Annotated in this window: 19 protein-coding genes and 2 pseudogenes; 1 reads left to right on the top strand and 20 read right to left on the bottom strand. The window is 36.8% G+C overall.

From position 1 onward, the window contains the following. Window positions 1–248: 248 nt before the first annotated feature. Window positions 249–473: pseudogene (locus LRP84_RS02025) on the top strand (transposase domain-containing protein); the annotation flags it as partial. Between the two features lie 16 nt (window positions 474–489). Here LRP84_RS02025 and LRP84_RS02020 read toward each other — a convergent pair. From LRP84_RS02020 to LRP84_RS01925, 20 genes and pseudogenes are all read right to left on the bottom strand, one after another. Then, the gene (locus tag LRP84_RS02020; RefSeq protein ID WP_230573537.1) at window positions 490–1,692 is read right to left on the bottom strand and encodes an L-lactate MFS transporter; all 1,203 of its coding nucleotides are present in this window, start codon (window positions 1,690–1,692) and stop codon (window positions 490–492) included. A gap of 137 nt (window positions 1,693–1,829) precedes the next feature. After that, on the bottom strand, window positions 1,830–2,570 hold the full coding sequence (locus LRP84_RS02015; protein WP_230573567.1) for a LytR/AlgR family response regulator transcription factor: 741 nt from the start codon (window positions 2,568–2,570) through the stop codon (window positions 1,830–1,832). After that, on the bottom strand, window positions 2,545–4,314 hold the full coding sequence (locus LRP84_RS02010; protein WP_230573536.1) for a sensor histidine kinase: 1,770 nt from the start codon (window positions 4,312–4,314) through the stop codon (window positions 2,545–2,547). Before LRP84_RS02010 ends, LRP84_RS02015 begins: the two co-directional genes overlap by 26 nt. Before the next feature lie 171 nt (window positions 4,315–4,485). Next, window positions 4,486–4,671 (bottom strand): annotated as a pseudogene (locus LRP84_RS02005) (transposase domain-containing protein); the annotation flags it as partial. A gap of 664 nt (window positions 4,672–5,335) precedes the next feature. Further along, a complete protein-coding gene (mutL, locus tag LRP84_RS02000) occupies window positions 5,336–7,243 on the bottom strand; it encodes a DNA mismatch repair endonuclease MutL (RefSeq protein ID WP_230573535.1) in 1,908 nt (635 codons plus the stop codon). Window positions 7,244–7,251: 8 nt separating this feature from the next. Continuing rightward, complete coding sequence (gene mutS, locus LRP84_RS01995) at window positions 7,252–9,915, bottom strand: DNA mismatch repair protein MutS (RefSeq protein WP_230573534.1); 2,664 nt, start codon at window positions 9,913–9,915, stop codon at window positions 7,252–7,254. Between the two features lie 128 nt (window positions 9,916–10,043). After that, window positions 10,044–10,604: an outer spore coat protein CotE gene (gene cotE / locus LRP84_RS01990; RefSeq protein WP_230573533.1), complete on the bottom strand. Its 561-nt coding sequence runs from the start codon at window positions 10,602–10,604 to the stop codon at window positions 10,044–10,046. Between the two features lie 185 nt (window positions 10,605–10,789). Further along, window positions 10,790–11,221, bottom strand: coding sequence for a YlbF/YmcA family competence regulator (locus LRP84_RS01985; RefSeq protein ID WP_230573532.1), 432 nt, complete (start codon window positions 11,219–11,221; stop codon window positions 10,790–10,792). A 3-nt stretch (window positions 11,222–11,224) separates the two neighbouring features. After that, a complete protein-coding gene (gene miaB / locus LRP84_RS01980; RefSeq protein ID WP_230573531.1) occupies window positions 11,225–12,754 on the bottom strand; it encodes a tRNA (N6-isopentenyl adenosine(37)-C2)-methylthiotransferase MiaB in 1,530 nt (509 codons plus the stop codon). Between the two features lie 330 nt (window positions 12,755–13,084). Continuing rightward, window positions 13,085–13,951 (bottom strand): 2-oxoacid:ferredoxin oxidoreductase subunit beta, encoded by an 867-nt coding sequence (locus LRP84_RS01975; RefSeq protein WP_230573530.1) that lies wholly within the window; start codon window positions 13,949–13,951, stop codon window positions 13,085–13,087. After that, entirely contained in the window at window positions 13,938–15,695 is a 1,758-nt protein-coding gene (locus LRP84_RS01970) for a 2-oxoacid:acceptor oxidoreductase subunit alpha (RefSeq protein ID WP_230573529.1), read from the bottom strand. Before LRP84_RS01970 ends, LRP84_RS01975 begins: the two co-directional genes overlap by 14 nt. Before the next feature lie 270 nt (window positions 15,696–15,965). Then, window positions 15,966–16,889, bottom strand: coding sequence for a dipeptidase (locus tag LRP84_RS01965; protein WP_230573528.1), 924 nt, complete (start codon window positions 16,887–16,889; stop codon window positions 15,966–15,968). 265 nt (window positions 16,890–17,154) lie between these two features. Next, on the bottom strand, window positions 17,155–17,415 hold the full coding sequence (gene spoVS / locus LRP84_RS01960; protein WP_020059065.1) for a stage V sporulation protein SpoVS: 261 nt from the start codon (window positions 17,413–17,415) through the stop codon (window positions 17,155–17,157). A gap of 149 nt (window positions 17,416–17,564) precedes the next feature. After that, window positions 17,565–18,359, bottom strand: a complete 795-nt coding sequence (gene ymdB / locus LRP84_RS01955) for a 2',3'-cyclic-nucleotide 2'-phosphodiesterase (protein WP_230573527.1) — start codon at window positions 18,357–18,359, stop codon at window positions 17,565–17,567. A gap of 183 nt (window positions 18,360–18,542) precedes the next feature. Next, entirely contained in the window at window positions 18,543–20,105 is a 1,563-nt protein-coding gene (gene rny, locus LRP84_RS01950; RefSeq protein WP_230573526.1) for a ribonuclease Y, read from the bottom strand. A gap of 318 nt (window positions 20,106–20,423) precedes the next feature. After that, the gene (gene recA, locus LRP84_RS01945; protein WP_230573525.1) at window positions 20,424–21,458 is read right to left on the bottom strand and encodes a recombinase RecA; all 1,035 of its coding nucleotides are present in this window, start codon (window positions 21,456–21,458) and stop codon (window positions 20,424–20,426) included. Window positions 21,459–21,759: 301 nt separating this feature from the next. Then, on the bottom strand, window positions 21,760–22,998 hold the full coding sequence (locus LRP84_RS01940) for a competence/damage-inducible protein A (protein WP_230573524.1): 1,239 nt from the start codon (window positions 22,996–22,998) through the stop codon (window positions 21,760–21,762). Between the two features lie 21 nt (window positions 22,999–23,019). Beyond that, window positions 23,020–23,598 (bottom strand): CDP-diacylglycerol--glycerol-3-phosphate 3-phosphatidyltransferase, encoded by a 579-nt coding sequence (gene pgsA, locus LRP84_RS01935; protein ID WP_230573523.1) that lies wholly within the window; start codon window positions 23,596–23,598, stop codon window positions 23,020–23,022. 64 nt (window positions 23,599–23,662) lie between these two features. Beyond that, on the bottom strand, window positions 23,663–24,550 hold the full coding sequence (locus tag LRP84_RS01930; RefSeq protein WP_230573522.1) for a helix-turn-helix domain-containing protein: 888 nt from the start codon (window positions 24,548–24,550) through the stop codon (window positions 23,663–23,665). A gap of 21 nt (window positions 24,551–24,571) precedes the next feature. Continuing rightward, window positions 24,572–25,357, bottom strand: coding sequence for a DUF3388 domain-containing protein (locus LRP84_RS01925; RefSeq protein ID WP_230573521.1), 786 nt, complete (start codon window positions 25,355–25,357; stop codon window positions 24,572–24,574). Window positions 25,358–25,440: the final 83 nt, after the last annotated feature.

Genomic DNA, 25,440 nt, shown 5'->3' with positions numbered 1-25,440 from the left:
TAACACTATCATTATAGCGTTTACTCCAAAAATATACAATATAAAAATTATAAAAAAGTCACAGCACTTAATGCTCTGACTTTTTTGGATATATTCGTTTAATCACGAAGCCATGCATTGACAAGCATAATTGCACTATCTGCCGCTGATCTTTCGGATAATTAACTTTGCAGCCTCCAGCTGTTGAAATGATTACCTATTGTCGTAAGAAGAAACACGGTCATAGGGATAAGTCTGTCCAAAACCTTCTGGTTGAAACCTCAAAAGAGAACAATTTAAGTCCCTATCATTATCTTCTTTATTTGTTTGAAACACTCTCCAATATCGATTTAAACAATAAAGAAGAAATTGATAAAGTCTTGCCATGGTCAACGGATTTACCGTCTAGATGCGGAGTGCCGAAAAAAAGTAACTCCAAAATCAACTTTTATTGTATATTTTGGAGTTACTTTACGTTTACTTTTAGAATGTAATAAAAATTTAAAATGCTCACGCTACGCTGCGATAATTTTCTTGTTTTTCTTTTTGCTGATTAGGTGGTTGAATGAAAATAGCGATGATAAATGACACGACACACAGTACGCCAATCACCATAAAAGTTGGTTTAAATCCACCTAGAATTACACCGATAAAGGAACCTGCGAGTGCTCCCAAACCAAAGCCTTGATACACGATTCCGTAGTTTTTACTATGATTTTTTAGACCGAAGAAATCACCAACAATGGCTGGAAAAATAGTGATATTTCCACCAAAACAAAAAGCAACACTTGCTACACAGGCTAAATAAATGCCATAATTTAAATCCACAAAACTAAGTACAAAGACAGACGTAGCTATAACGACAAACGTTGCAGTAACAATTTTCAAACGGCCGATTTTATCTGATAACGGTCCCAAAATGATTCGGCCAACCGTATTAAAGATCGCAACTATAGCGACAGCATTAGCTGCTGTTGCTGCGCTAAGCCCTACGAGTTGAACACCAATATCCTTTACCATGCCAATTAAGTATAAGCCACTCATACATGATGTAAATAACATAATAAATAACAGATAAACTTGTTTTGTACCTAGCATTTCTCTTGTTGTATAGTCACGACTTTTTGTTTCATGAACTGTATCTTGTTCAGCGGCTTGATGGATAAGACAAGCGCCTACCACTATCATAACTGTAACAATTAGGCCCCAATATAAAAACGCTTGTGATACACCAACTGAATCAATGAACTTTGCGTTAATGTATTTAAAAATTAGGCTACCTGTGCCATATGCGGAGACAGATATACCAGCAATTAAACCTTTACGCTCTGGAAACCACTTTAGTAAATTGGATAGTGAAGTAATATAGGCTGTACCATCTGCGTAACCTACAACAACTCCTGCTAGTACATAAAGCATTACTAATGAGGAAACTTGCGAACTAAGCATCAAGCCAATTCCTAAGGCTACTCCGGAAATCATAATAAGTTTACGAAGTCCCAATTTCTCTTGTAATTTACCCGCAAACAAAGTTGAAAATGCTAAAGAAAAGCTAGTGATTGAGAAAGTTATAGCAACAGCGTTAAGACTCCAGCCGTATTTACTCACTAAAGGTTGATTGAATAAACTCCATGTATATATCGTTCCAAGTCCCATTTGTACAATGACTGTACCGAGGACAACAAGCCATGGATTAACAGATGATTGTTTCATATCATCCTTCCACCTCTTTCGATTTGATGCCTTTATTGTATAGGATGTAAACGATTCCGTAAGCACTTACAACACAGAGCGTCAAATATATGAAATCAGTTACAGAAAAAGAAGAATGAAATGCAAAAAGCTGCTTGTTAAATACGAAGCAGCTTCTTTAATTCTTTTGCATAGGTACGGCTTACAGGTACTTTTGAATCCTCTTTCATAATTAAATTATACGTAGAGTTAAACCACGGCTGGATTTCAGAAATATGATTTACATTTACGATAAAACTGCGATGCACACGCAGAAAATTCATTTGTGGCAATTTCTTTTCTAATATGGCAAGCGTATCGTACGTCACATACGTATCACAAATCGTTTTCACAATTACTTTTCCATCTAACACTCCAGCATATACGATATCTTCTATATTCACTAATACAATCGATTCATCAATCGGCAGCGCTAATTTTTTCATTCTGCTAGATACATCTGACGCATGTACTTCTTGCTTCTCCTCCATTTCATGCTGTTTTCGTTTTTTAAATTTCTTAATCGCTTGGACAATGCGCTCTTCGTCAAACGGCTTTAAAATATAATCTAAAGCATCTACTTCAAATGCCTGAATGGCATATTGATCATAGGCCGTTGCAAATACAATAGCAGGTGGATTTTTCATCTTCTTTAGTATATTAGCAATCTCAAATCCATTATCATCCGACAGCTGAATATCTAAAAAAACAAGATCCGGTTTACTTTCTATCAACTTCTCTAACGCTTCTTCTACACTGTCTGCCTCATCAATAATATCGACCTCTTTCGTTCGATATAATAAATATTTTAATTCGTCACGCGCCAACATTTCATCATCGACTACTAATATTTTCAATATCGCTGCCTCCTTTTCTTTGAATTGGAATCGTGAAGGAAATCTCCGTCCCTGTTTCCAGTTCACTGACGATATGAAGCGTTGTACCTTTTCCAAACAGCCCCATTAACCGTTCATTAATATTATATAATGCTGTTCCCGTCCCTTTTTTTGACGATACAATTGCTTTTCCTAACCGCTCTAATCGCTCCGGCTCAATCCCTTGACCGTTATCTTTTACTTTGAAATGCACGCTGTTTTTCTTGGCATAAACATGAATTTCAACTTGGCATAGAGGCTGTTTTTTAGGAAATGCATGACGAAGAGCATTTTCCACTAATAGTTGCAACACAAACGGTGGAAGCAAAATATTATGCAGCTCGTCTTCAATGTACATTTTTACCTCATATTTGTTCGGAAATCTTGCTTGTTCTAACGACAAATACGCATGCACATGATTCAATTCTTGTTCTAACGGAATGAGAAGCTGCCTTGCACCTTGTAAATTGCAGCGAAAATACACGCTTAGCTGTAACAATAATTTCCTTGCTTTCTCTACATCTGTGCGACATAAAGCAGAGACTGTATTAATCGCATTAAAAAGAAAATGAGGGTTAATTTGTGCTTGCAGCGCCTTTATTTCCGCATCTTGCAACAATTTACTTTGCAGTTCTGCTTCTCCAAGCTCAAGCTGCGTTGAAAAGATTTTTGCTAATCCTTCTGCCAGCTCTTCCTCTACGGGGCTTAATGAATTGGGATTTTTAAAATAAAGCTTTAACGTACCGATGGTCTTTCCACGAGATGTGAGCGGAATCACGATTGCCGCTTGTAATAAACACCCTTCATGCTGACAATTAATCTCTTCGCGCGACTTTGCTTTCATAATTTTCCCGGTCTTTAACACCTCTTTTGACAATTCAGTAATTAAGCTATGAGAAGGAATATGATGATCAGATCCTAATCCAACATGTGCTAATATTTTTTCTGTATCTGTTAAAGATACTGCATCTGTTCCTGTAAAGCGGTGGATAATTTGTGCCACATGCGTACATGATTCTTCCGTTAATCCTTGGCGGAAATACGGAAGCGTTTTATCAGCAATGCGCAATACTTTATGCGTTTGTAATGCCTTCGCATGTTCTTCTTGTCGTAAAATGGACTGAATCATTGACAATAGAATAAAACTTCCAAAACCATTTACGATAATCATTGGGAGTGCAATTGTTTTCACAATACTCCAGCCGTCATCGACTATGAAAAGAATCATAATCATTTCCAGCGATACCATACAGATGCTAAGCACTGCAGAAAACTTAGGGGTCACAACGCGATTCCGTTTTTGATATAAATAGCCAATATAACCTGTCACAATCCCAGCTAAAATAGAAGAGATTGCACAGCTTAATGCAGTCGTTCCCCCTAGCACATAACGATGAATGCCAGCTATAAATCCTACTCCTATTCCAACAATTGGACCTCCAAGTAACCCGCTAATCCCAATTCCCATAATACGCGTATTCGCAATCGTACTAGAAGAAGAGACGCCCCGCAGCCAGTTATCATTCATAATCGTATTACCAGAAATCTCAATCCCTGTGTAGTTGCTTACAATTGTAAATAATGAAAATATGCCAATTAACATAAAGCTACCTTTATAGCCATCTTGCTTATGCAGCAGCCAACGGAACGCCTTAATATGTGAAAGTAAAAATCCTAAAATGACAATTAAACCAACGCGTTCAATCATCATCAATAATAAATCTCCCATTTTATGTCCATCCTTCATGTATTCACTTCATTTCATTCAATATATTACTTCATTATGTCTATACCGTAAATGTTAATAAAATCCCAAAAATACCATGAAGATTGATTTTAGAGTTACCTTTTGTTTACTTTACTTTTTTCGGCCTTTGCAACTAGATGGTAAATCCATTGACTACAGCAAGACTTTATCAATTTCCTCTTTATTATTTAAATCGATATTAGGGAGCGTTTCAAACAAATAACGAAGATAATGATAGGAACTTAAATTGTTCTCTTTTGCGGTTTCAACCACACTATACATGATGGCACTTCCTCTAGCACCTCGTGGTGTATTTGAAAACATCCAATTTTTTCTCCCACCAATTTTTCGTTAAACAAATCGGACGCTTTTCTCTGATTAAACTTTCATTTTTCACAGCGGATTACCATTTAAATTAACAGGCTAATTAACGACGTTATCGGTAAAGAAAAAAACGCTTAGAGTATAAAAAAACTCTGAGCGTTTCTTTTTATCGATTTATTCAACATAAACACCCTTTATGCGAATAGGGAAAACTTTGATTGTTCTAATGTTCGATGTTTGTTTTAAAAAATTCCTTCTTCACATAAATTGTATAAACTAACACAATAATTGATCAAACCAAATTCCCTATGAATGGCTGATGTGATTGATTAGTTATCAACAAGGAACTGACTATTCCAACAAGAACTGAGTAGGTTATCATTAGCCAAAAACCCCATTTTTTCATTCTTATATAACCGTAGACCATTCCCAATGTGAATAAAGCCACCATTACAAATACTTTATTATTAACAAATTACGGATAACTAACAAAAAGCATGACATAAAATTGTCATGCTTTTTCGCTATTAAAAAATTCTTCTCTTACAGTATTATTTTTTTAATATATTAACGTAAAAACTCATTCATTCAGTGGTACTTTTCATTCTTTATAATAACTTTCAACAGTACAAACCATTTTCATTACCCAGTAGCGAACTTTTTCCCTTTAGACAGCACCCTACATCACCCGCTTAAACATCTTCTCCAGTTCATAAGTCGAATGATGCACAATAATCGGTCTGCCATGCGGACATGTATAAGGATTTGTTGTTGTTCGCAGCTCTTCTAATAAGGCGAAGATTTGATCGTTCGTTAAATATTGATTTGCTTTAATAGATGCTTTGCAGCTCATCATAATAGCTGCTTCTTCACGCAGTTTTTTGATATCGACTTTTTTCAATTTCAATACTTGCTGCATCATTTCATCAATGATCTCCATTTCTTGTCCTTTTGGAAACCATGTTGGATGTGAACGTACAATGAATGATTGATGGCCGAAGTGCTCTAAGAATAATCCTACTTTTTTCAGTTCTTCTAATTGTTCTTCTACTCGTAAAAATTCATTGAGTGATAAATCAATTCTATATGGAACGAGTAATTCTTGTACCTCTGGTGCAACTTGTCCTACTCTATCACGGAAATATTCATAATTGATACGCTCCTGAGCGGCATGCTGATCAATCATATATAACCCTTTATCGTTTTGAGCAAAAATGTACGTGCCGTGCATTTGTCCAATTGGATACAGTGGCGGTAAATCGTTTCCGTTCATTTGAATTTCTTGTATTTCTTCCTGTTCTTCTAACTCAAAATCTTCCTCATTCTCTTGTGGAAGCGGTTCTTCTACAATTACCTTGGATGGTTGCCAATTGTTTTCTTCTCTTACAAGAGACTCTGATGGCTGCCATTCCTGCTTTGGTGGATTCCAAAGCGGTGACTGTTGCTTTGGCTTTTCTTCTTCTTGCTCATCCATTCCGGTCGGTAAAACAATATTGGGCATCGATGGTTCTTTCGGTTTTGCATGCTCAAACTGAAACTGCTCCTGAACACTTTCATCTTTTTCTTTTTTCTTTGTTGTAACACCGGCATCAGGAATGAGTCGAATCTTTTTAAAAGCATCTTGCAATGCTGTTTCAATAAGCTGTAATAGCTCCTGCTCTTTACTAAAGCGAACCTCTAGTTTTGCTGGATGAACGTTCACATCAACTAACATCGGATCCATTTCAATTGATAAAAAGCCAATTGGGTAACGTCCAACCGGTAGCAATGTATGATAGCCTTGCTGCACAGCTTTCATTAAGACATAGTTCCGAACGTAACGACCATTTACAATCGTTGACATATAGTTACGAGATGCACGCGTTACTTCTGGCAACGTCACATAACCACGAATCGTAAAGTCTAACGATTCTGCTTCAATCGGAATTAGTTTTTTTGCAACTTGGATGCTGTAAATTGCCGCAAGAACTTGTCTTACATCACCATTTCCTGATGTATGAAGCAGTTTTTTCTCATTGTGAAACAAACGCAGAGAGACTTCTGGATGTGATAGAGCAATGCGGTATACAATATCCGTAATGTTTCCAAGCTCTGTATGAATCGTTTTCATATATTTTAAACGTGCTGGTGTATTAAAAAACAGGTTTTGAACCGTAATATCTGTTCCTTTACGGCTCGCTGTTTTTTCTTGTTTCAAAATCTCGCCACCTTTAATAACAAGGTGTGTTCCTGGCACATCCCCTGTGCTCGTTACTAACTCTAATTCACTAACAGATGCAATACTTGGCAATGCTTCACCGCGAAAACCAAGCGTCCGAATACGAAACAAATCATTTTCATCTTTAATTTTACTTGTTGCATGTCGTTCAAAAGCAACGATACAGTCTTCTTCAGCAATTCCATCTCCATTATCGATGATGCGAATTTTCGATAATCCAGCTTCTTCTAAGTGGATTTCAATAGATGTACTATTCGCATCGATGGAATTTTCGACAAGTTCTTTTACAACTGAAGCAGGTCGTTCTACTACTTCTCCCGCTGCAATTAAGTTAGAAAGTTGATCATCGAGTTTGCGAATTTTCCCCATCTACTTACTCATCCTTTCTTCAACTTTTTCTGTAAACGGTACAGTTCGTTTAATGCTTCTAGCGGTGTCATATCCAGTAAATCTATTTTTTTGATTTGCGTTAATACAGCAGTTTCTTTTGAATCAAGTACAATCTTGTCTTCTTTTTCCACTGTTTGTTCCGCCGCAAAGAAGGATAGCTGCGATTCTTCTTTCACTTCTTCTTGCGACAATGCTTCTTCTTTCACGACTACAGGTTCTTGTACGATTTCTTCCGGAACTTTGACTTCTGTTCGTTTCGGAATCGTAATCTCCTCTTGACCTTCAAGCTGCGCTAATACTTCTTTCGCGCGAGCGATTAAGCTATCTGGCAGCTCTGCAAGCTGAGCAACGTGAATACCGTAACTCTTATCTGCTGCCCCTTCTTGAATTTTATGCAAGAAGACAACTTTTCCGTTTTCCTCAATTGCTGAAACATGTACATTTTTTAGTTGATCTAAACTTTCCTCTAGCACTGTTAATTCATGATAGTGTGTTGAAAATAACGTTTTCGCACCAATTTGATCATGAATATGCTCAATGATTGCTTGCGCTAATGCCATACCGTCATACGTAGATGTACCACGACCAATTTCATCAAATAAAATTAAGCTTCTTTCCGATGCATTCGCAATCGCATTTTTTGCTTCTAACATCTCAACCATAAACGTACTTTGGCCTGAAATTAAGTCATCTGCTGCCCCAATTCTCGTAAAGATTTGGTCAAACACAGGGAGTACAGCTTCTGCTGCTGGTACAAAGCAACCGATTTGCGACATAACAGTAATAAGTGCTAATTGACGCATATACGTACTTTTACCGGACATATTTGGACCAGTAATTAAAAAGACATCCATATTTTCAGGCATTATACAATCATTTGGAACATACAACTTGCCGTTTAATACTTTTTCAACGACCGGATGACGGCCATCTTTAATAAAGATTTCTCGTTTACTCGTTAATATTGGTTTTACAAATTGTTCTTCTTCACTTACAGTTGCAAAGCTTTGAAGGACATCTAGTTCACTAATAATTTTCGCTAATTGCTGTAACTTCGGAATAAACACTTTCACTTCTTCACGAAGAGCCGTGAATAAATCATATTCTAACTGAACGATTTTTTCTTCTGCTTCTAAAATCAATGTTTCTTTTTCTTTTAATTCGTCTGTAATAAAACGCTCTGCATTCGCAAGTGTTTGTTTTCGTTCATAGCGTCCTTCTGGAAGTGCGGTAAGGTTTGCTTTTGTAACTTCAATATAATAACCAAAAATACGGTTGTAACCAATCTTTAATGATTTAATTCCTGTTATATCACGCTCACGTTTTTCAAGCTCTGCAATCCATGTTTTTCCGTTTTTACTTACGTAGCGATATTGATCTAATTTCTCACTATAACCGTCTTTTATAATGTCACCATCTTTTATAGAAAGTGGCGGATTTTCTTGAATACTTCTCTCTAATAACGCCGTTAAGCTTTCACAAGGATCAGCACCTTGAATTAAGTTTGCAGCATAAGAATTATCTAAAAGACTAACTGCCTCTAAAATAGCCGGAACTTGCATTAAGGAACGCTTTAATTGCAGTAAATCACGCGCATTGACATTTCCATATGAAACTTTTCCTGCTAACCGTTCTAAGTCGTATACTTCTTTTAATTTTTCTTTTAAATCTTCACGTAAGAAATAATCGTTCACAAACGTTTCAACCATCTCTAAACGTTCTTCAATTTTTTCTTTTTGAATGAGTGGACGTTCCATCCACTGTTTTAACATTCGTCCACCCATCGCTGTTTTCGTTTTATCTAACAACCATAATAGGGAGCCTGTTTTTTCTTTTGTTCGAATGGTTTCTGTTAGCTCCAAATTACGTTTAGAGTGAACATCAATCTTCATAAATTGATTTGTATAATAAATTTCAACCGGTTGCAAGTGATCTAGCGAACGTTTTTGTGTTCGTAAAACATAGTTAAATAAACGTCCAACTGCTGCAATTAATTTTGTTTGCGTTACATTTTGAACGAGATGCATAAGACTCTCTGGAATTTTCGTTTCTTCCTCATACGAAACTGTCATTTTTAATGTTGCTAACATCTTGTCCAATTCTTCCTTAGAGAACGTGGAAGATACGACAATCTCTTTCGCACCCGTTGCATATACTTCTAGTAATACATCTTCAAGTGTTCCAGTTAACAATGTTACTGTATTTTGACCTGTTGTTAAGTCATTACATGCTAATGCATAGGAACCATCTTCAAAATGTGCTAGTGCTGCGAGAAAATTATTTTCCTTTTCATCTATTGTACGACCTTCCATCATCGTTCCTGGCGTAATTAACTGAACAACTTCACGGCGCACAACACCTTTTGCTGTTTTTGGATCTTCAACTTGTTCACAAATTGCTACTTTATATCCTTTTTCAATCAGTTGTTCAATGTAGTTTTTCGCAGCGTGATACGGTACACCGCACATTGGAATCCGTTCGCTCCCGCCCCCATCGCGACTCGTCAATGTAATTTCAAGTTCATGTGCTGCTTTTACAGCATCCTCAAAAAACATCTCATAAAAATCGCCTAATCGAAAAAATAAAAAGGCATCTTGATAATCTGCCTTGATCTTTAAATATTGCTGCATCATCGGCGTGTACTGTGCCATTTTGATCCCCCATACATCTTTCTTTTTCACTTTAAAAATATATTATAACACAATTATACACGAATGATTTTGTTCCATCATCTGAAACATATACAAAAAGCTAGGAAGAGATTCTCCCTAGCTTCAACTTATTCTTCTTCTTCTTCCGTTTCTATGATAAAGTTCGGATCAAGTTCTTCAAACTCATTATCATCCACTTCAGCTTCAACTTCAAATTGCTGATCATCTTCTTGACAGCCATCCGGATTCACACTCACACAAATTTTTGTTTCACCCACGACTTCGGTTACAAATTCCCGTTCCACAGTGACAGCCATTTTGTTTCCATTTGGTGAAATAACAGCTTCTAAACAATTTGGATGTTGCATGACACGTGCAACAATTTCTAAATCTTCCCCTGAAAAGTTCTTATCACGATAACCAATGTTCACATCATCTGTGTAATTCACACGTTCTGTCACGACTTCTGTTTTCGTATTTTCTTCATACGAATACCATGTGTTAATATCGTAGAATCCTTCGATTTCTACATACTTTCCATTTTTCTTTGCTTCATATGCATGGTTAATAACCCAACACCCCAAAATACTTGTCGGCGGGTGATTCGGTGTAACAGTGTGAGTTGTTTTCATATACTTACGCCCTTTCCCCACAACTGCTTTCGTAATAATTTCTCTAAACTCAGACATACGAACCCCTCCTCAATGAATGTTCAATTCATTATATGCGGGACAAATGCGGAATGTGTTATTCTTTTTTGAAAATGCTCTGTCCTGCTCATTATGTAACGTGAAACTTCTACTTTCTAGAAGGAGATAATACCTTATTGCCTATTAAAATGAAACAAAAAGAGATGTCGAATTCGACATCTCTTTTAACAGCCACATGTGCCTTTTTTATTTGCTACTTCAGCACCTGTTTCTCCTTTTAATACATCGCCGTCAGTTGAAATTAAAATTTCATCTGTGACCGTGTTTGAAATTGTACTTGCGACAAGCTGCAATAAATCATTTACATATGTTTGAGAAGATTTGAACTGCTGTACAACTGGAATTTCATCTAGTTTATCTTGCAACGCATCAATTTCTGATTCTACTTTTTTTAGCGCTTCCCATTTCCCATAATGTTGTAGATTCACTGCTTGTTTTTGCAAAGCTTTAATTTCATCAATCGTGCGTTTTACATTCTCATTTTTATGAATTTGCGCTTCTGCACGTTTAAAGAAATCAACTTCTTCTGTTTCAGAAATCATTTTTGCTAATTCTTTCGCTTGCTCTACAATTTCATCTTTTGTAAAAATTTTCATCTATTATTTCACCTCGATCGGCTCCTCAACCAATTCCCCGTTTAGAGACCAAGTTTTTGCTTTTGTTATTTTCACTTTTACAAGCTGACCGATTACAGATTTTGGAGCTACGAAGTTTACAAGTTTATTGGCACGTGTATAACCTGCAAGTACATCAGGATTATTTTTACTTTCTCCATCAACAAGCACTTCAACAGTTTGTCCTTCATACGCTTTATTCTTCTTCGCAGAAAATTCATTTACTAACGCATTTAAACGTTGCAAACGTTCTTTTTTCACTTCCATTGGTACATTATCTTGCATTTTTGCAGCTGGTGTACCTTCACGTGGTGAATAAATAAATGTATATGCACTATCAAAGCCTACTTCATGATATAACGACATCGTTTCTTCAAATTGTTCATCTGTTTCATTTGGGAAACCGACGATAATATCAGTCGTTAGTACTACATTTGGAATCGCTTCTTTAATTTTACGTACAAGTTCTAAATAATGCTCACGTGAGTATTTACGTGCCATAATTTTCAACATATCCGTACTTCCAGATTGTACTGGTAAGTGAATGTGTTCGACTAAATTGCCGCCTTTTCCAAGTATTTCAATTAAACGATCATCAAAGTCGCGCGGATGGCTTGTTGTAAAACGAATACGTGCTACGTCAATCTTACGAAGTTCATCCATAAGATCTCCTAAACCATATTCCATATCTTCAAAGTCTTTTCCGTATGCATTTACGTTTTGACCAAGTAGCGTAATTTCTTTATAACCATTTGCTGCTAAATGACGTACTTCTTTAATAATGTCCCCTGGACGACGGCTACGCTCTTTACCGCGAGTATACGGTACAATACAATATGTGCAGAATTTGTCACATCCGTACATAATGTTTACCCACGCTTTAATATCCCCACGGCGTACTTTCGGAAGATTCTCAATGACATCTCCTTCTTTTGACCATACTTCAACAACTGTCGCTTTCGAGAACATAGCATCTTTTAAAATGTATGGTAAACGGTGAATGTTATGTGTACCAAATACCATATCTACATGCTGATGTTTTTGCATAATTTTGTTTACGACAGATTCCTCTTGTGACATACAACCGCATACACCGACTAAAAGATCAGGATTTCTTTGTTTTAAAGATTTTAAATGACCAAGTTCCCCGAATACTTTATTTTCAGCATTTTCACGAATTGCACATGTATTTAATAGAATCACATCTGCATCTTCTGTAGAGAATGTTGGTTCGTATCCAAGAGCTGTAAAGATACCAGCCATTACTTCTGTGTCATGCTCATTCATTTGACATCCATAAGTACGGATATAAAACTTTCTTCCTGCACCAAAATTACGAAACTCTTCAGGTAAGCCAAAATCACGCTCAATTTTAATTTCTTCTTTTCCGCGTTTTTTCGCATCCTTTAAAGAAGGTGGCTGATATACATTTTCAAAATATTTACTGTAATCTTTTTCTGCTTTTTTAGTAGTTGAAGTTGCTTGTTGATCTGCTAATCGTTGCTCTTCGTTCATGAATAATCTCCTTTCAACCTCACATATACACAGTTTTGACTTTTAGTTGTTGTTTATTTTGTCCTTATAAAAAAGCCTATCGCTTCATTCTTATACACATTATTATAGTATAAAGCGTTCAGTCAAATTAAACAATAGAGAGGCCTTGCATTCACGAACGATTTTACTTGATACTAAAGGGAAGAGAAGAGCTCGTATATAATGTAACTCTTGTTTATTATTTTATCATTCTGAATTTTCTTAGTAAAGAAAGTACATCCCATCACAAAAATACTTTATCATAAATTTTCATTAGAAAAGGCTATCGAAATTTCGATAGCCTTTCATATATTACATAAATTCTGCTACAAGTTCATCAAACATTTTTTGGTCCATTTGCAAATCAGCATGAACTAATGATTTTTCACTATACCCTTTTACAAGCTCTTGGTAAGAAGGTTGCTCTGTATTTTGATAAATCAAACCTGTTACTAAACCTTTGTTTTCCATTAATGTTTGCATAGCAACCATGCGATTAGATGGATCATATCCTTCTACTTCGCTAAGCTTTGTTAAATTCTCTTTAAACCAATCATACGTATTTACCTTATTGTATGTTACACATGGACTATATACATTAATTAAAGAGAACCCTTTATGATTAATACCAGCTTCGATCAGCTGTGTTAATTCTTTTAAGTCACTAGAGAAACTTTGTGCTACAAACGTTGCTCCAGCAGTTAATGCCATCTCCATTACAGATAACGCTGGCTCAATCGACCCTTGCGGCGTACTTTTCGTTTTAAAGCCCGCTTCACTACGAGGAGAAGTTTGGCCCTTTGTTAAACCGTAAATTTGGTTATCCATAACAATGTACGTAATATCAATATTACGACGAATAGAATGAATAGTATGACCCATACCGATTGCAAAGCCGTCACCGTCACCACCAGAGGCAATAACTGTTAAATCACGATTTGCCATTTTTACACCTTGTGCAATTGGAAGGGCACGTCCATGAATACTATGAACACCGTAAGAGTTAATATAACCAGAGATACGACCGGAACATCCGATACCAGAAATAACCGCTAATTCATCAGGATTCAAGCCTACATTTGCAGCCGCACGTTGAATTGCCGCTTGCACTGAGAAGTCCCCACAACCTGGACACCAGTTTGGCTTTACACTATTACGAAAGTCCTTAAATGTTGCCATTTAAAACAACCCCTTTTTTGCATTCGTTGTAAATTTCTTTCGGTAAGAATGGATTTCCGTCATACTTTAACAGACTAGAAATTTTCTCGCCATAGCCAAGATTCATCTTCATAATATTAGCAAGCTGTCCAGTTGCATTGTTTTCTACAACGACAACACGTTTTGCACTCTTCACAAGTGGCAACATTTCAGCTGTTGGGAACGGATGAATTAGGCGAACATGAGCATGGTTTACTTTTAATCCTTCTTGCTCTAAACGTTCCATCGCTTCTTCAATTGCACCACGAGTTGAGTTAAAGCCTACTAATAATACATCAGCTTCATCATATTTAGCATTTTTGTAAACAGGGGTATTGAATTTAATGTTTTCCATTTTACGGAAACGTTTGTCCATTTGTGCACTGCGGTTAAGTGCTGACTCTGATGGCTTACCTGTTTCATCGTGCTCTACGCCTGTTACATGGTGAATACCATTTTTCATACCAGGTACAACACGTGGTGAAATGCCATCTTCTGTTACTTCATAACGTTTGAAGTATGCTTTATTTTCACGATCTGGTAACTCCGCATGTAAATCAAGTTTACCACGGCGAATTTCAACCTTTTCTAATTGAAGTGGTTCTACTGTTTGTTTGCCTAAAGAAAGTTGTAAATCCGTTAAAAAGATTACAGGAACTTGATATTCTTCCGCTAAGTTAAATGCTTCTACAATATCATAGAACGCTTCTTCAGCAGTACTTGGTGCCATGACGATTTTCGGAATCTCGCCATGCGTACCGTAAATCATTGCCATTAAATCAGATTGTTCTTGTTTTGTTGGCAAACCAGTACTTGGTCCACCACGTTGTGTATCAACGATAACAAGAGGTGTTTCTGTAATCCCAGCTAAACCAATTGCTTCCATCATTAGAGATAAACCAGGACCTGCTGACGCTGTTAATGTACGTACACCAGCATAGTTTGCACCGATTGCCATCGTACAAGCAGCAATCTCATCCTCAGTTTGAATAACAGTTCCTCCTACTTTTGGAAGCTTCTTAATTAAGTATTCCATAATCTCAGAAGCAGGCGTAATTGGATAAGCAGACATAAAACGAGCACCACCAGCTACTGCGCCAAATGCGATTGCATCGTTTCCTATCATAAACATCCGTTTTTTTTCATCTGCTTTTTCAAGTTGCATCATATTTACTTTTTCGCCTAGTAATTCTTTCATATATTGAGAGCCGCGTTTAATTGCCTCCATGTTTTTCTCAACAACTTGCTCTCCTTTACGACCAAAAATCTCATCAACAACTTCTAAATATACATTTTCGTCTAACCCTAATACAGCACTAGACGCTCCTACTGCAACCATGTTTTTCATTAAAGATGTACCAAGTTCAGAAGCAATATCCGTAAACGGAATCGCATATAAAATTGCATCTGTTCCCTCTGGAATGCTTGGATTGAATTTTGCATCTGCAACAACAATCCCACCTGGACGTAGTTCGTGGAAGTTAAAGTCAATTGTTTCTTGATCAAACGCAATTAAGATATCTAAATCATCTGATATTGCGCGTACTTCTGTTGTACTTACGCGAATTTTATTGTTTGTATGACCACCTTTAATTCGTGATGAAAAGTGGCGATAACCATATAGATAATAACCTAATCGGTTTAATGCAATACAAAAGATTTCTCCTGTACTTTCAATTCCTTCACCTTGTTGTCCTCCAACTTTCCATGAAAGTTGACTAATCATCTCCTACACCCCTTTAGCTTCATACATTGTAGTGTATTTTTTTACAGTACTAGTTTAGTACTAGTTTAGCACTTTTTGAGCCAAGAAACTACAATGGACACAAATTATACCTCTTCTGATTTCAGTAAATGTTTTGCATAATCTTAATTCGTTTACAATTCTAGCTCTACCACTGTAAAAATGCAAGAATTTGATACAATTTCATTGAATATTTTTTAAATTTTCTAATATTTAATTTTCCTCTATAATAGCCTCTTGTATAAGAATAACTTAGAATGAAATGTGGTGTATAAAATTACGATATGTAAAATTGTTTACTTGTTCTTCTTTATATCGTTTTAATAGTTCATTTATGACATATTCATAATGTTCATACCGTTCTACATGTACCACTGTTTCTGTTATTCCATCAAAATCTGATCCAAATCCAACATTCTTTTCTCCACCAAGCATACATACATGCTCAACATGGCGCAATATATCATCCATACAAACAGACTTATTTGCAGCTAAAAACATCGGTACAAATGTTATCCCAATCATTCCATCTTTTTGGATTAATGCTTTTATTTGTTCATCCGTTAAGTTTCTTGGATGCTGACATAACTCGTAGCTATTCGAATGAGAAGCAATGAGATGATTTGCAAGTTCTATCACATCCCAAAATCCTTTCTCTGACAGATGTGAAACATCTGTCCATACTTTGTAACGGTTTAACTCGTCCACTGCTTTTTTTCCAAACAGTGTTAGACCACCGCCTCGAGACTCTAATGCTCCGTCAGCAACTAAATTCGCATAGTTCCAAGTAAGTCCAACAGAACGAACACCAAGATAATACAACGTTTTCAGCTTCTCTAATTCATTTCCAATTGCATCGCATCCTTCTAAAGTTAAAAGCGCTCCAATTTCATCTTTTCCTAATCGCTGAATATCTTCTTTTGTCCTGATCCATTTTATATTCGGCAGTGCCAAGATTTGTTCATGAAATATATTTGTCATCTCTAATGCAACTGCAAATCGCTGTCCATATGGCACTTCTTCCGGCACATAAATCGCAAAACATTGAACACTACCGCCATTTTGTTTTAACTGATCGTACGTAATATGTAAAGATGAATCATTTTGAAAAGATTTTTTTCCTTTTCCCATCCATAACTGCCATAATACATCACAATGCGCATCAAAAATTTTCAACGTTCTTCATCCCTTCTTCTAGAACCAGCCTCATTTACTATTCAGTTTGAAGCTAAGCTCTTCTTACAGAAAATGATAAAGTGAAACTTAATCAGTGAGGATTTTTTCATCCTCCACTGATTATTAGTTAAATCAATCAGGCGCATGCCAGCAGTTATCCCCCACCTATCTTCTTCGCTTCTCGCTGAATCTTGAGCTGGGATCTTACTGCCCGTTAATGCGGGATAAAAATGACCTGTTTGCAAATGCAAACAGGTCATCCGATTTAACGAGGTTCTACAATTAATTTAATCGCTGTGCGTTCTTCACCATCAATCATAATATCTGTGAAAGCTGGGATACAAATCAAGTCCACACCACTCGGCGCTACAAATCCTCTCGCAATTGCTACTGCCTTCACGGCTTGATTCAATGCACCAGCACCGATTGCTTGCATTTCTGCTGAACCACGCTCACGAATAACTCCAGCAAGTGCACCAGCTACAGAGTTAGGTACCGAAGTTGCTTTAACTTTTAATATTTCCATTGCTCGTTTCCTCCTCGTTTCTTAAAAAAAGTATTAGCGATTGAATTCACTTTTAACTTATATTCACGAGCAATGATTCATATTCCTGCTAAAATTCTGTAATTTTTCTAAAAATTGAAATATATTTTCTTTTCTAACCTTTGTGTTTTTTATTCAAAAAATGGCTGGTCATCATTAATTAAAATACGATCAATTTTCTTAGCTTTTCCTGTATTTGGATCCACATCAATTAACACAGCACTTAACTGTGTTCTTCCATTCGTTACTTCAAATCGTATTGGAAGATTCGTTAAAAACTTCTTCAATACCGCTTCGCGATCCATCCCTAAAATCCCATCATATGGACCTGTCATACCAACATCCGTAATATAAGCTGTTCCCTTTGGTAAAATACGATTATCCGCAGTTGGAACATGCGTATGCGTTCCAACAACCGCTGTAGCGCGTCCATCTACATACCAGCCAAGCGCTTGCTTTTCACTCGTTGTTTCAGCATGAAAATCAATAAAAATAATATTCGTACGCTTTTTCGCAACCTTAATCAATTCATCCACTTTACGGAATGGACAATCAATTGGTGGTAGGAATGTGCGACCTTGTAAATTAATCACTGCAACTTCTATACCATTACAATTTACAAAAATAAGTCCTTTTCCTGGTGTTCCTTCCGGGAAATTTGCTGGTCTTGCAAGGTACTTTGCATCATCGATAAATTCAAAAATTTCGCGGTTATCCCATGCATGGTTTCCAAGTGTAACTGCCTGTGCACCGCACTCTAAGAAGTTACGATAAATTTTCTCTGTAATTCCACGTCCACCTGCAGCATTTTCTCCATTAATAATCGTAACTGTAGGTGTATATTTTTTCTTTAATGCAGGCACGTAATCTTGAATCATACTTCTTCCTGGCGAGCCTACTACATCCCCAACAAATAAAATTCTCATTGTGTTTACCCTTTCCATCTATACTTTTCTCGTAGTTTAGTTTTATAAGTAGCAATCTCTACTTATGAAAAATACGAATTTACTTACATTATTCTATTTCATGAATCGTTTCCGATTCTACATGCTTTTCTATATTGTGTCCATTCCCGGCACAAAAAAATAAAGTGGTGTAACACCACCACTTTATTTTGCGTATTCAACTGCACGTGTTTCACGAATAACAGTAACTTTAATATGACCTGGATAATCAAGTTCACTTTCAATACGTTTTCGAATATCACGCGCTAAACGATGAGCCTCTAAATCATCAATTGTATCTGGTTTCACTAAGATACGAACTTCACGTCCAGCTTGAATTGCATAGGATTTCTCAACACCTTCATAAGACTCAGAAATCTCTTCAAGCTTTTCAAGACGACGAATATAATTTTCCAGCGTCTCACTTCGTGCTCCAGGCCTTGCTGCTGACAGTGCATCTGCCGCTGCCACAAGAACTGCGATGATAGAAGTCGGTTCCGTATCGCCATGGTGAGATGCAATACTATTGATAACAACAGGATGCTCTTTATATTTTGTCGCCAGCTCGACACCAATTTCAACGTGGCTGCCTTCAACCTCATGGTCGATTGCTTTTCCGATGTCATGTAATAAGCCAGCACGACGAGCAAGTTTTTCGTCTTCACCAAGTTCAGCTGCCATTAGCCCAGCTAAATAAGCAACTTCCATAGAGTGCTTTAAAACATTTTGACCGTAGCTTGTTCTAAATTTCAAACGACCTAAAATCTTAATTAAATCTGGATGTAACCCGTGTACTCCTACTTCAAAAGTCGTTTGTTCTCCAACTTCACGAATATACTCATCCACTTCACGTCTTGATTTTTCAACCATTTCTTCAATACGTGCTGGGTGAATACGTCCGTCTTGTACAAGTTTATCAAGAGCAATACGAGCAGTTTCACGACGAATTGGGTCAAAGCCTGATAAAATTACTGCTTCTGGTGTATCATCGATGATTAAATCAATACCTGTTAACGTTTCTAGTGTACGAATATTACGACCTTCACGTCCGATAATACGTCCCTTCATCTCGTCATTTGGAAGATTTACAACTGAAACCGTAGTTTCAGCAACGTGATCAGCAGCACATCTTTGCATAGCTAAAGATAAAATCTCTTTCGCTTTCTTATCTGCTTCTTCTTTTGCACGTATTTCAGTTTCTTTTACCATAACAGCGATTTCATGCGAAATTTCATTTTCAACTTTTTCTAGGATAATGGCTCTTGCTTGCTCACGCGTTAGGCTAGAAATACGCTCTAATTCATCTTGCTGTTTTTGTACTAACTCTCCCACTTTGCTTTCCAAATCTTCAATCTGCTGTTGTCTTACTACAAGAGATTCCTCTTTCTTCTCTAACAATTGCTGACTTTTCTCAAGCGATTCGTCTTTTCGATCAAGGTTCTCTTCTTTTTGCATTAAACGATTTTCTTGTTTTTGTAACTCGTTTCTTCGGTCACGAATTTCTAATTCCGCTTCTGTACGAAGTGTATGAATTTCATCCTTTGCTTCTAACAGCGCTTCTTTTTTCAGTGCTTCTGCTTGACGATTTGCATCTTCTACAATACGCTTCGCTTCATTGGCCGCACCGTTAATCTTCGCTTCTGCAATGGACTTTCGAACAAAAAATCCAACAACTGCACTGACGATGGCCAGCAAAATGGAGATGAGTAGCCAAACTACATTACTCATAATTTCACCTCCTCTTGCTATGAATGAAAAAAGACTGCATGGATGTACATTGTTTGCGCTTGCAACGTACAGCAATGACTGTCGTCCCGCCTTTTCAAGGGACTTTCTTCATTTCACAATTAAAATAGACATATGCTTATTTCGGAAAGTATCAGTCCTATCCGAATGTTACTTCTCTTCTTGAGAAGAGTGTATCGTATATAATATAAGAAAAAATATACATTATTATTGTATCTACCGCTATTTTCATTGTCAAGCGTTGTCTACTTTTACTTTCTTTACCTCTGATGAAAAATAAAAGACACGAAACCGTGTCTTTTAATCATCAAGAAGATTCATATCTTCTCCACTTCCAGATACCGCTTCTTCACCAATGCCATGATGCTCACGAATAAAGAATGCAATTTCATCTGTAACTTCTGGATTTTCTTTTAGGAATTGCTTCGCATTTTCACGCCCTTGTCCTAAGCGTTCTTCATTATAAGAATACCAAGCTCCGCTCTTTTGAACGATATCAAGTTCAGAAGCCATATCTAAAATTTCGCCTTCTCTTGAAATCCCTTCTCCGTACATAATATCAACTTCTGCAACGCGGAAAGGAGGTGCTACTTTATTTTTTACTACTTTCACTTTTGTTTTATTACCAACAATATCGTTACCTTGCTTTAACTGCTCAGCACGACGCACTTCTAAACGCACTGTTGAATAGAATTTCAACGCACGACCACCTGGAGTTGTTTCTGGATTTCCAAACATAACCCCAACTTTTTCACGAATTTGGTTAATAAAGATTGCGATTGTTTTTGACTTATTAATTGCACCAGATAATTTACGAAGAGCTTGTGACATTAAACGTGCTTGTAAACCGACGTGAGAGTCACCCATTTCTCCTTCAATCTCTGCTTTTGGAACAAGTGCTGCTACAGAGTCAATAACAATAATATCAATTGCACCGCTTCGTACTAATGCCTCTGCAATTTCTAATCCTTGTTCTCCTGTGTCTGGCTGAGATAATAGTAATTCATCAATGTTAACACCTAATTTTTGGGCATATACAGGATCCATTGCATGTTCTGCATCAATAAACGCCGCTTGTCCGCCTTGACGTTGTACTTCTGCAATCGCATGTAAGGAAACCGTTGTTTTACCTGAACTTTCAGGTCCGTAAATTTCAATAACACGGCCACGTGGATAACCACCAACTCCAAGGGCAACATCAAGTGCTAACGAACCACTTGATATAGTAGAAATCTTTCGTTCCGCTTGCTCTCCTAGTTTCATAATAGAGCCTTTACCGAATTGTTTTTCTATTTGTTTTAACGCCATATCTAAAGCCGCTTGACGATCACTCATTCAAAAATTCCTCCTTAACTTAAATGCTAATCTTATTATAATAGTTTCTTTCCATTATGCCAACAAAAATCGAACGTTTATTCGTTTTTTTATTTTCCAGTAGATCAAAACCTTTATTTTTCTATATAATGTGAAACTTCCATCAGTGGAGTTTTTCTTCATCTCCCACTGATGGAAAGCCTGCCCAATCGGGCTTTTACGGACAGTTATTCCACAACTATCTTCTTCGCTTTCTCTGAATCTTGAGGTGGGGTCTTACTTCCCGTGAATGCGGGATAAAATAATAGAAGCTAGAAGAGATTTAAATCTCTTCTAGCTTCTTATACAGATGATAAAATCCATATTTGACAGTTCGTTCACGAATTTGCTGCCGACTTCCACTTAATGCAAGCGGAATAACAATCGTCGGCTGTTCATCTATTGCTAATCCAATAAATACTGTCCCTGGCTCTTTCTCCTCGGAAGCATCTGGCCCAGCTACTCCAGTAAAACTAATTCCGATATTGGCTTGCATAAGTTTTTTCACATTTTCTGCAAGATAGCGAGCACAGGCTTCACTAACGGCTCCATCCGTTTGTAAAATCTCTTTTGGAACATGTAAAATATGTTGCTTTACATCGTTGCTATAACAAATTATGCCGCCTGTAAACACAGAAGACACACCAGCAACTTCGGTAATACGATCACCAAATAATCCGCCTGTTAAACTTTCAGCACATGCAATCATCAAACATTTTTGTTTTAACAAGGCTATTACTTTGTTATGAAGAAGATCTTGATTATATCCGTAAAAAAATTGTCCTACTCTTTGTAAAATCAATTCTTCTATATCATTTATTAGCGTTTCAGCCTCTTTTGCATCATGGTGCTTTGCAGTCAGACGAAGCGTTACTTCTCCTTCAGAAGCAAGAGGAGCAATCGTTGGGTTCGTTTGAGCATCTATTAAGTCTTGAATCATTGTCTCTAATTGTGATTCTCCAATTCCAAAGAATCGAAGAGTACGAGAATATAGATTCTCACCCGATGTAAAAGGGAGTAGCCAAGTCTCTCCATAACTTGCATACATTGGATTCATTTCCTTAGGTGGTCCCGGAAGTAAAATATACACCTTGTTATCTTTACATACCCCCATCCCTGGAGCCATACCATGATCATTGGCGAACACAGTTGAACCCTTTAAAACAAGAGCTTGTTTTTTATTATTTTCCGTAAACTCTCTTCCTGTTCGTTTATAATAGTCAGCGATTGAAGCGAGCGCTATTTCATCATATACAAGCTCTTCCTGCAAAGAAGAAGCAATTGTTTCTTTCGTTAAATCATCTTTTGTCGGTCCTAATCCACCCGTAAAAATCAATATATCTGCACGTTTTTGAGCAATTTCAATCGCTTGACGCAAGCGATTATTGTTATCTCCTACAACAGTGTGATAGTATACATCGATTCCGATAGATGCCAGCTTTTCTGATAAAAATTTGGCATTCGTGTTCGCAATTTGTCCAAGCAATAACTCTGTACCAACCGCGATAATCTCTGCATTCATCTTCCATTCCCCCGTAAGCCGTTATTTCGAATTGACAAAAACCTCTCTATTTTTCCAGAAATAATCCCATCCTGAAATAACCGTAAAAATAAGTGCAATCCATATTGAAATTTCCGCGATTGGAATATGAATTAAATTGAATGGAACGTCATGCAATAAGTACGCAGAAATTGCAATAACTTGCATCCACATTTTAATTTTCCCAGGCATCTTTGCAGCCGCTACTTCCCCTGTACCAGCTAATACGAGACGCAAGCCTGTCACAGCAAATTCTCGGCTAATAATAACAACAGCTATCCAAGTTGATACAAAATGTAAATCTACAAGCGTAATTAATGCTGCAGATACCAATAATTTATCCGCCAAAGGATCTAAAAATTTCCCTAGATTTGTTACTTGATTATGTTTTCTTGCATAATGGCCATCAATCCAATCTGTAGCAGAAGCAATAATAAAAACGATAGCTCCAGCTAAGTGCTGAATCGGTAATTCTACATTTCCAATTGTGTATGCCCCCCAATCAAATGGAACAAGCATAATAATTAAAAATATAGGAATTAAACAAATTCTTGATACAGTAATTTTATTTGGTAAATTCACAGCTATTCCTCCATCATGTCAAAAACGGTTTGTGCATTGAAAAAAGTCATCGGAACGATGACTATTATTGCGCAGGTTGTTCTCCTAAGTTTTTAATCACCCAAATTTGATGATACATTTCTTCTGGATTAACTGGGAAAGCAACAGTTTGCCCATTAATTTTAATTTCAACATTTGGCGCACTACCAATGTTTAACCGCACAACATTTTTTGACCCTAAATCCTGTTGTTGTGTTTGCCCTTCTGTTAAAGTACCCGTATAGAGTACATTATTATTTTCGTCTTTAATATCTACATAACTTGTACCTTTTGCAATAACTTCTAATTTGAACTCTTTGTTATTCCGAATTTCCAATGTAGATACGTTCTTTTTTGTCTCAACAAATTTAACATCTTCTTGAGATGCAGTTGGTTGTGACTGTGGTTGTTGAGGTGCTTCTTCTTTTTTATCTTCTTTTTTATCTTCTTTCTTTTGATCAAGAGGCGAATTTTTCGCTTTCTCTACTTCTGTTTGTGCACTTTCTGTTTGCTTTACTTGGCCGCCATCTTTCCCTAGCAAAAATTGAAAAACAAACCAAATTGCAACACCAATCGCAATAATAAGCACTGTAATTAAAATTTTAGGCATATGATCTGCAATCGGTGATGAAGTTGCTCTTTGTACAGTTTCCTGCGTTTTTTGTCCTGTTGAAATTTGCGGAACATCTTGAGAAACTGACTGCGGTATCTCATGTTTATACTCTTCTAATACTGCCTCTCCATTAAGACCAACCGCTTCTGCATATTGCTTTATAAAGGCACGTGCATAAAAATCCCCAGGCAATATGCTGTAATTCCCTTCTTCGATACTAATCAAATAGCGTTTTTGAATTTTCGTAACCTCTTGCAGCTGATCGATGGAAAAACCTTTCATTTCTCGTGCTACTTTCAGCTTTTGTCCTAATTCCGTCAATGCTAACACCTCAATATTTCTTTAAAAGTCGAACATAGAAAAATTATTATGATTTCCTTGTTCAATTTCATCTACTAGATTGTATTGAATTTCTTCATCGTAATCATTTCGCAATTCAATAATGTAATCAAAATCATCAAGTGTATATTCTGACTGACTCACAAATATATCTGGATGCTCTACAACCTTTGTCGCTGGCAATCTCATAATTTCGCGAACAAGCTGCCAGTGTCGTTCATTTGCGCGCTTCGTTGAAACAATTCCATCTAAAATAAAGATATTATTATCATTATATTCATCTTCAATTAATTGACTACGCACCGTTTGTTTAATAAGAGTCGACGATACAAAAAGCCACCGTTTGTTTGCACAAACACTCGCAGCAACGATAGATTCTGTTTTTCCGACGCGCGGCATTCCGCGAATTCCAATTAATTTATGACCTTCTTTTTTCATGAGTTCCGCCATAAAATCCACAAGCAAGCCTAATTCATTACGAACGAAACGAAATGTTTTCTTATCATCCGCATCCCGCTGTATGTACCTTCCATGTCGAACTGCTAACCGATCACGAAGCTTCGGTGCACGATATTTCGTTACGGTTATATTATCCATCGTATTTAGAATTGATTCAAGTCTAGAAATTTGTTCTTGATTATCGCACATTAACAATAGTCCACGCCGAGCATTATCTACCCCATTAATTGTTATGATATTAATACCAAGCATACCGATCAACGAAGAAACGTCGCCAAGCAAGCCAGGTCGGTTTTTATGTATTTCATACTCAAAATACCATTCAATCATTTGATGACACTCCCCTTGCTTACTTTACACCTACGTACTATATTATATGATTTTCCCCTAATAGGAAAGCGAAATGTATAATA

Origin of the sequence: Bacillus rhizoplanae, assembly GCF_917563915.1 — a bacterium.
GTDB classification, from domain to species: domain Bacteria; phylum Bacillota; class Bacilli; order Bacillales; family Bacillaceae_G; genus Bacillus_A; species Bacillus_A rhizoplanae.
The sequence above is the reverse complement of the archived record's forward strand: the minus strand, read 5'-3'. Positions and strand labels throughout refer to the sequence as shown.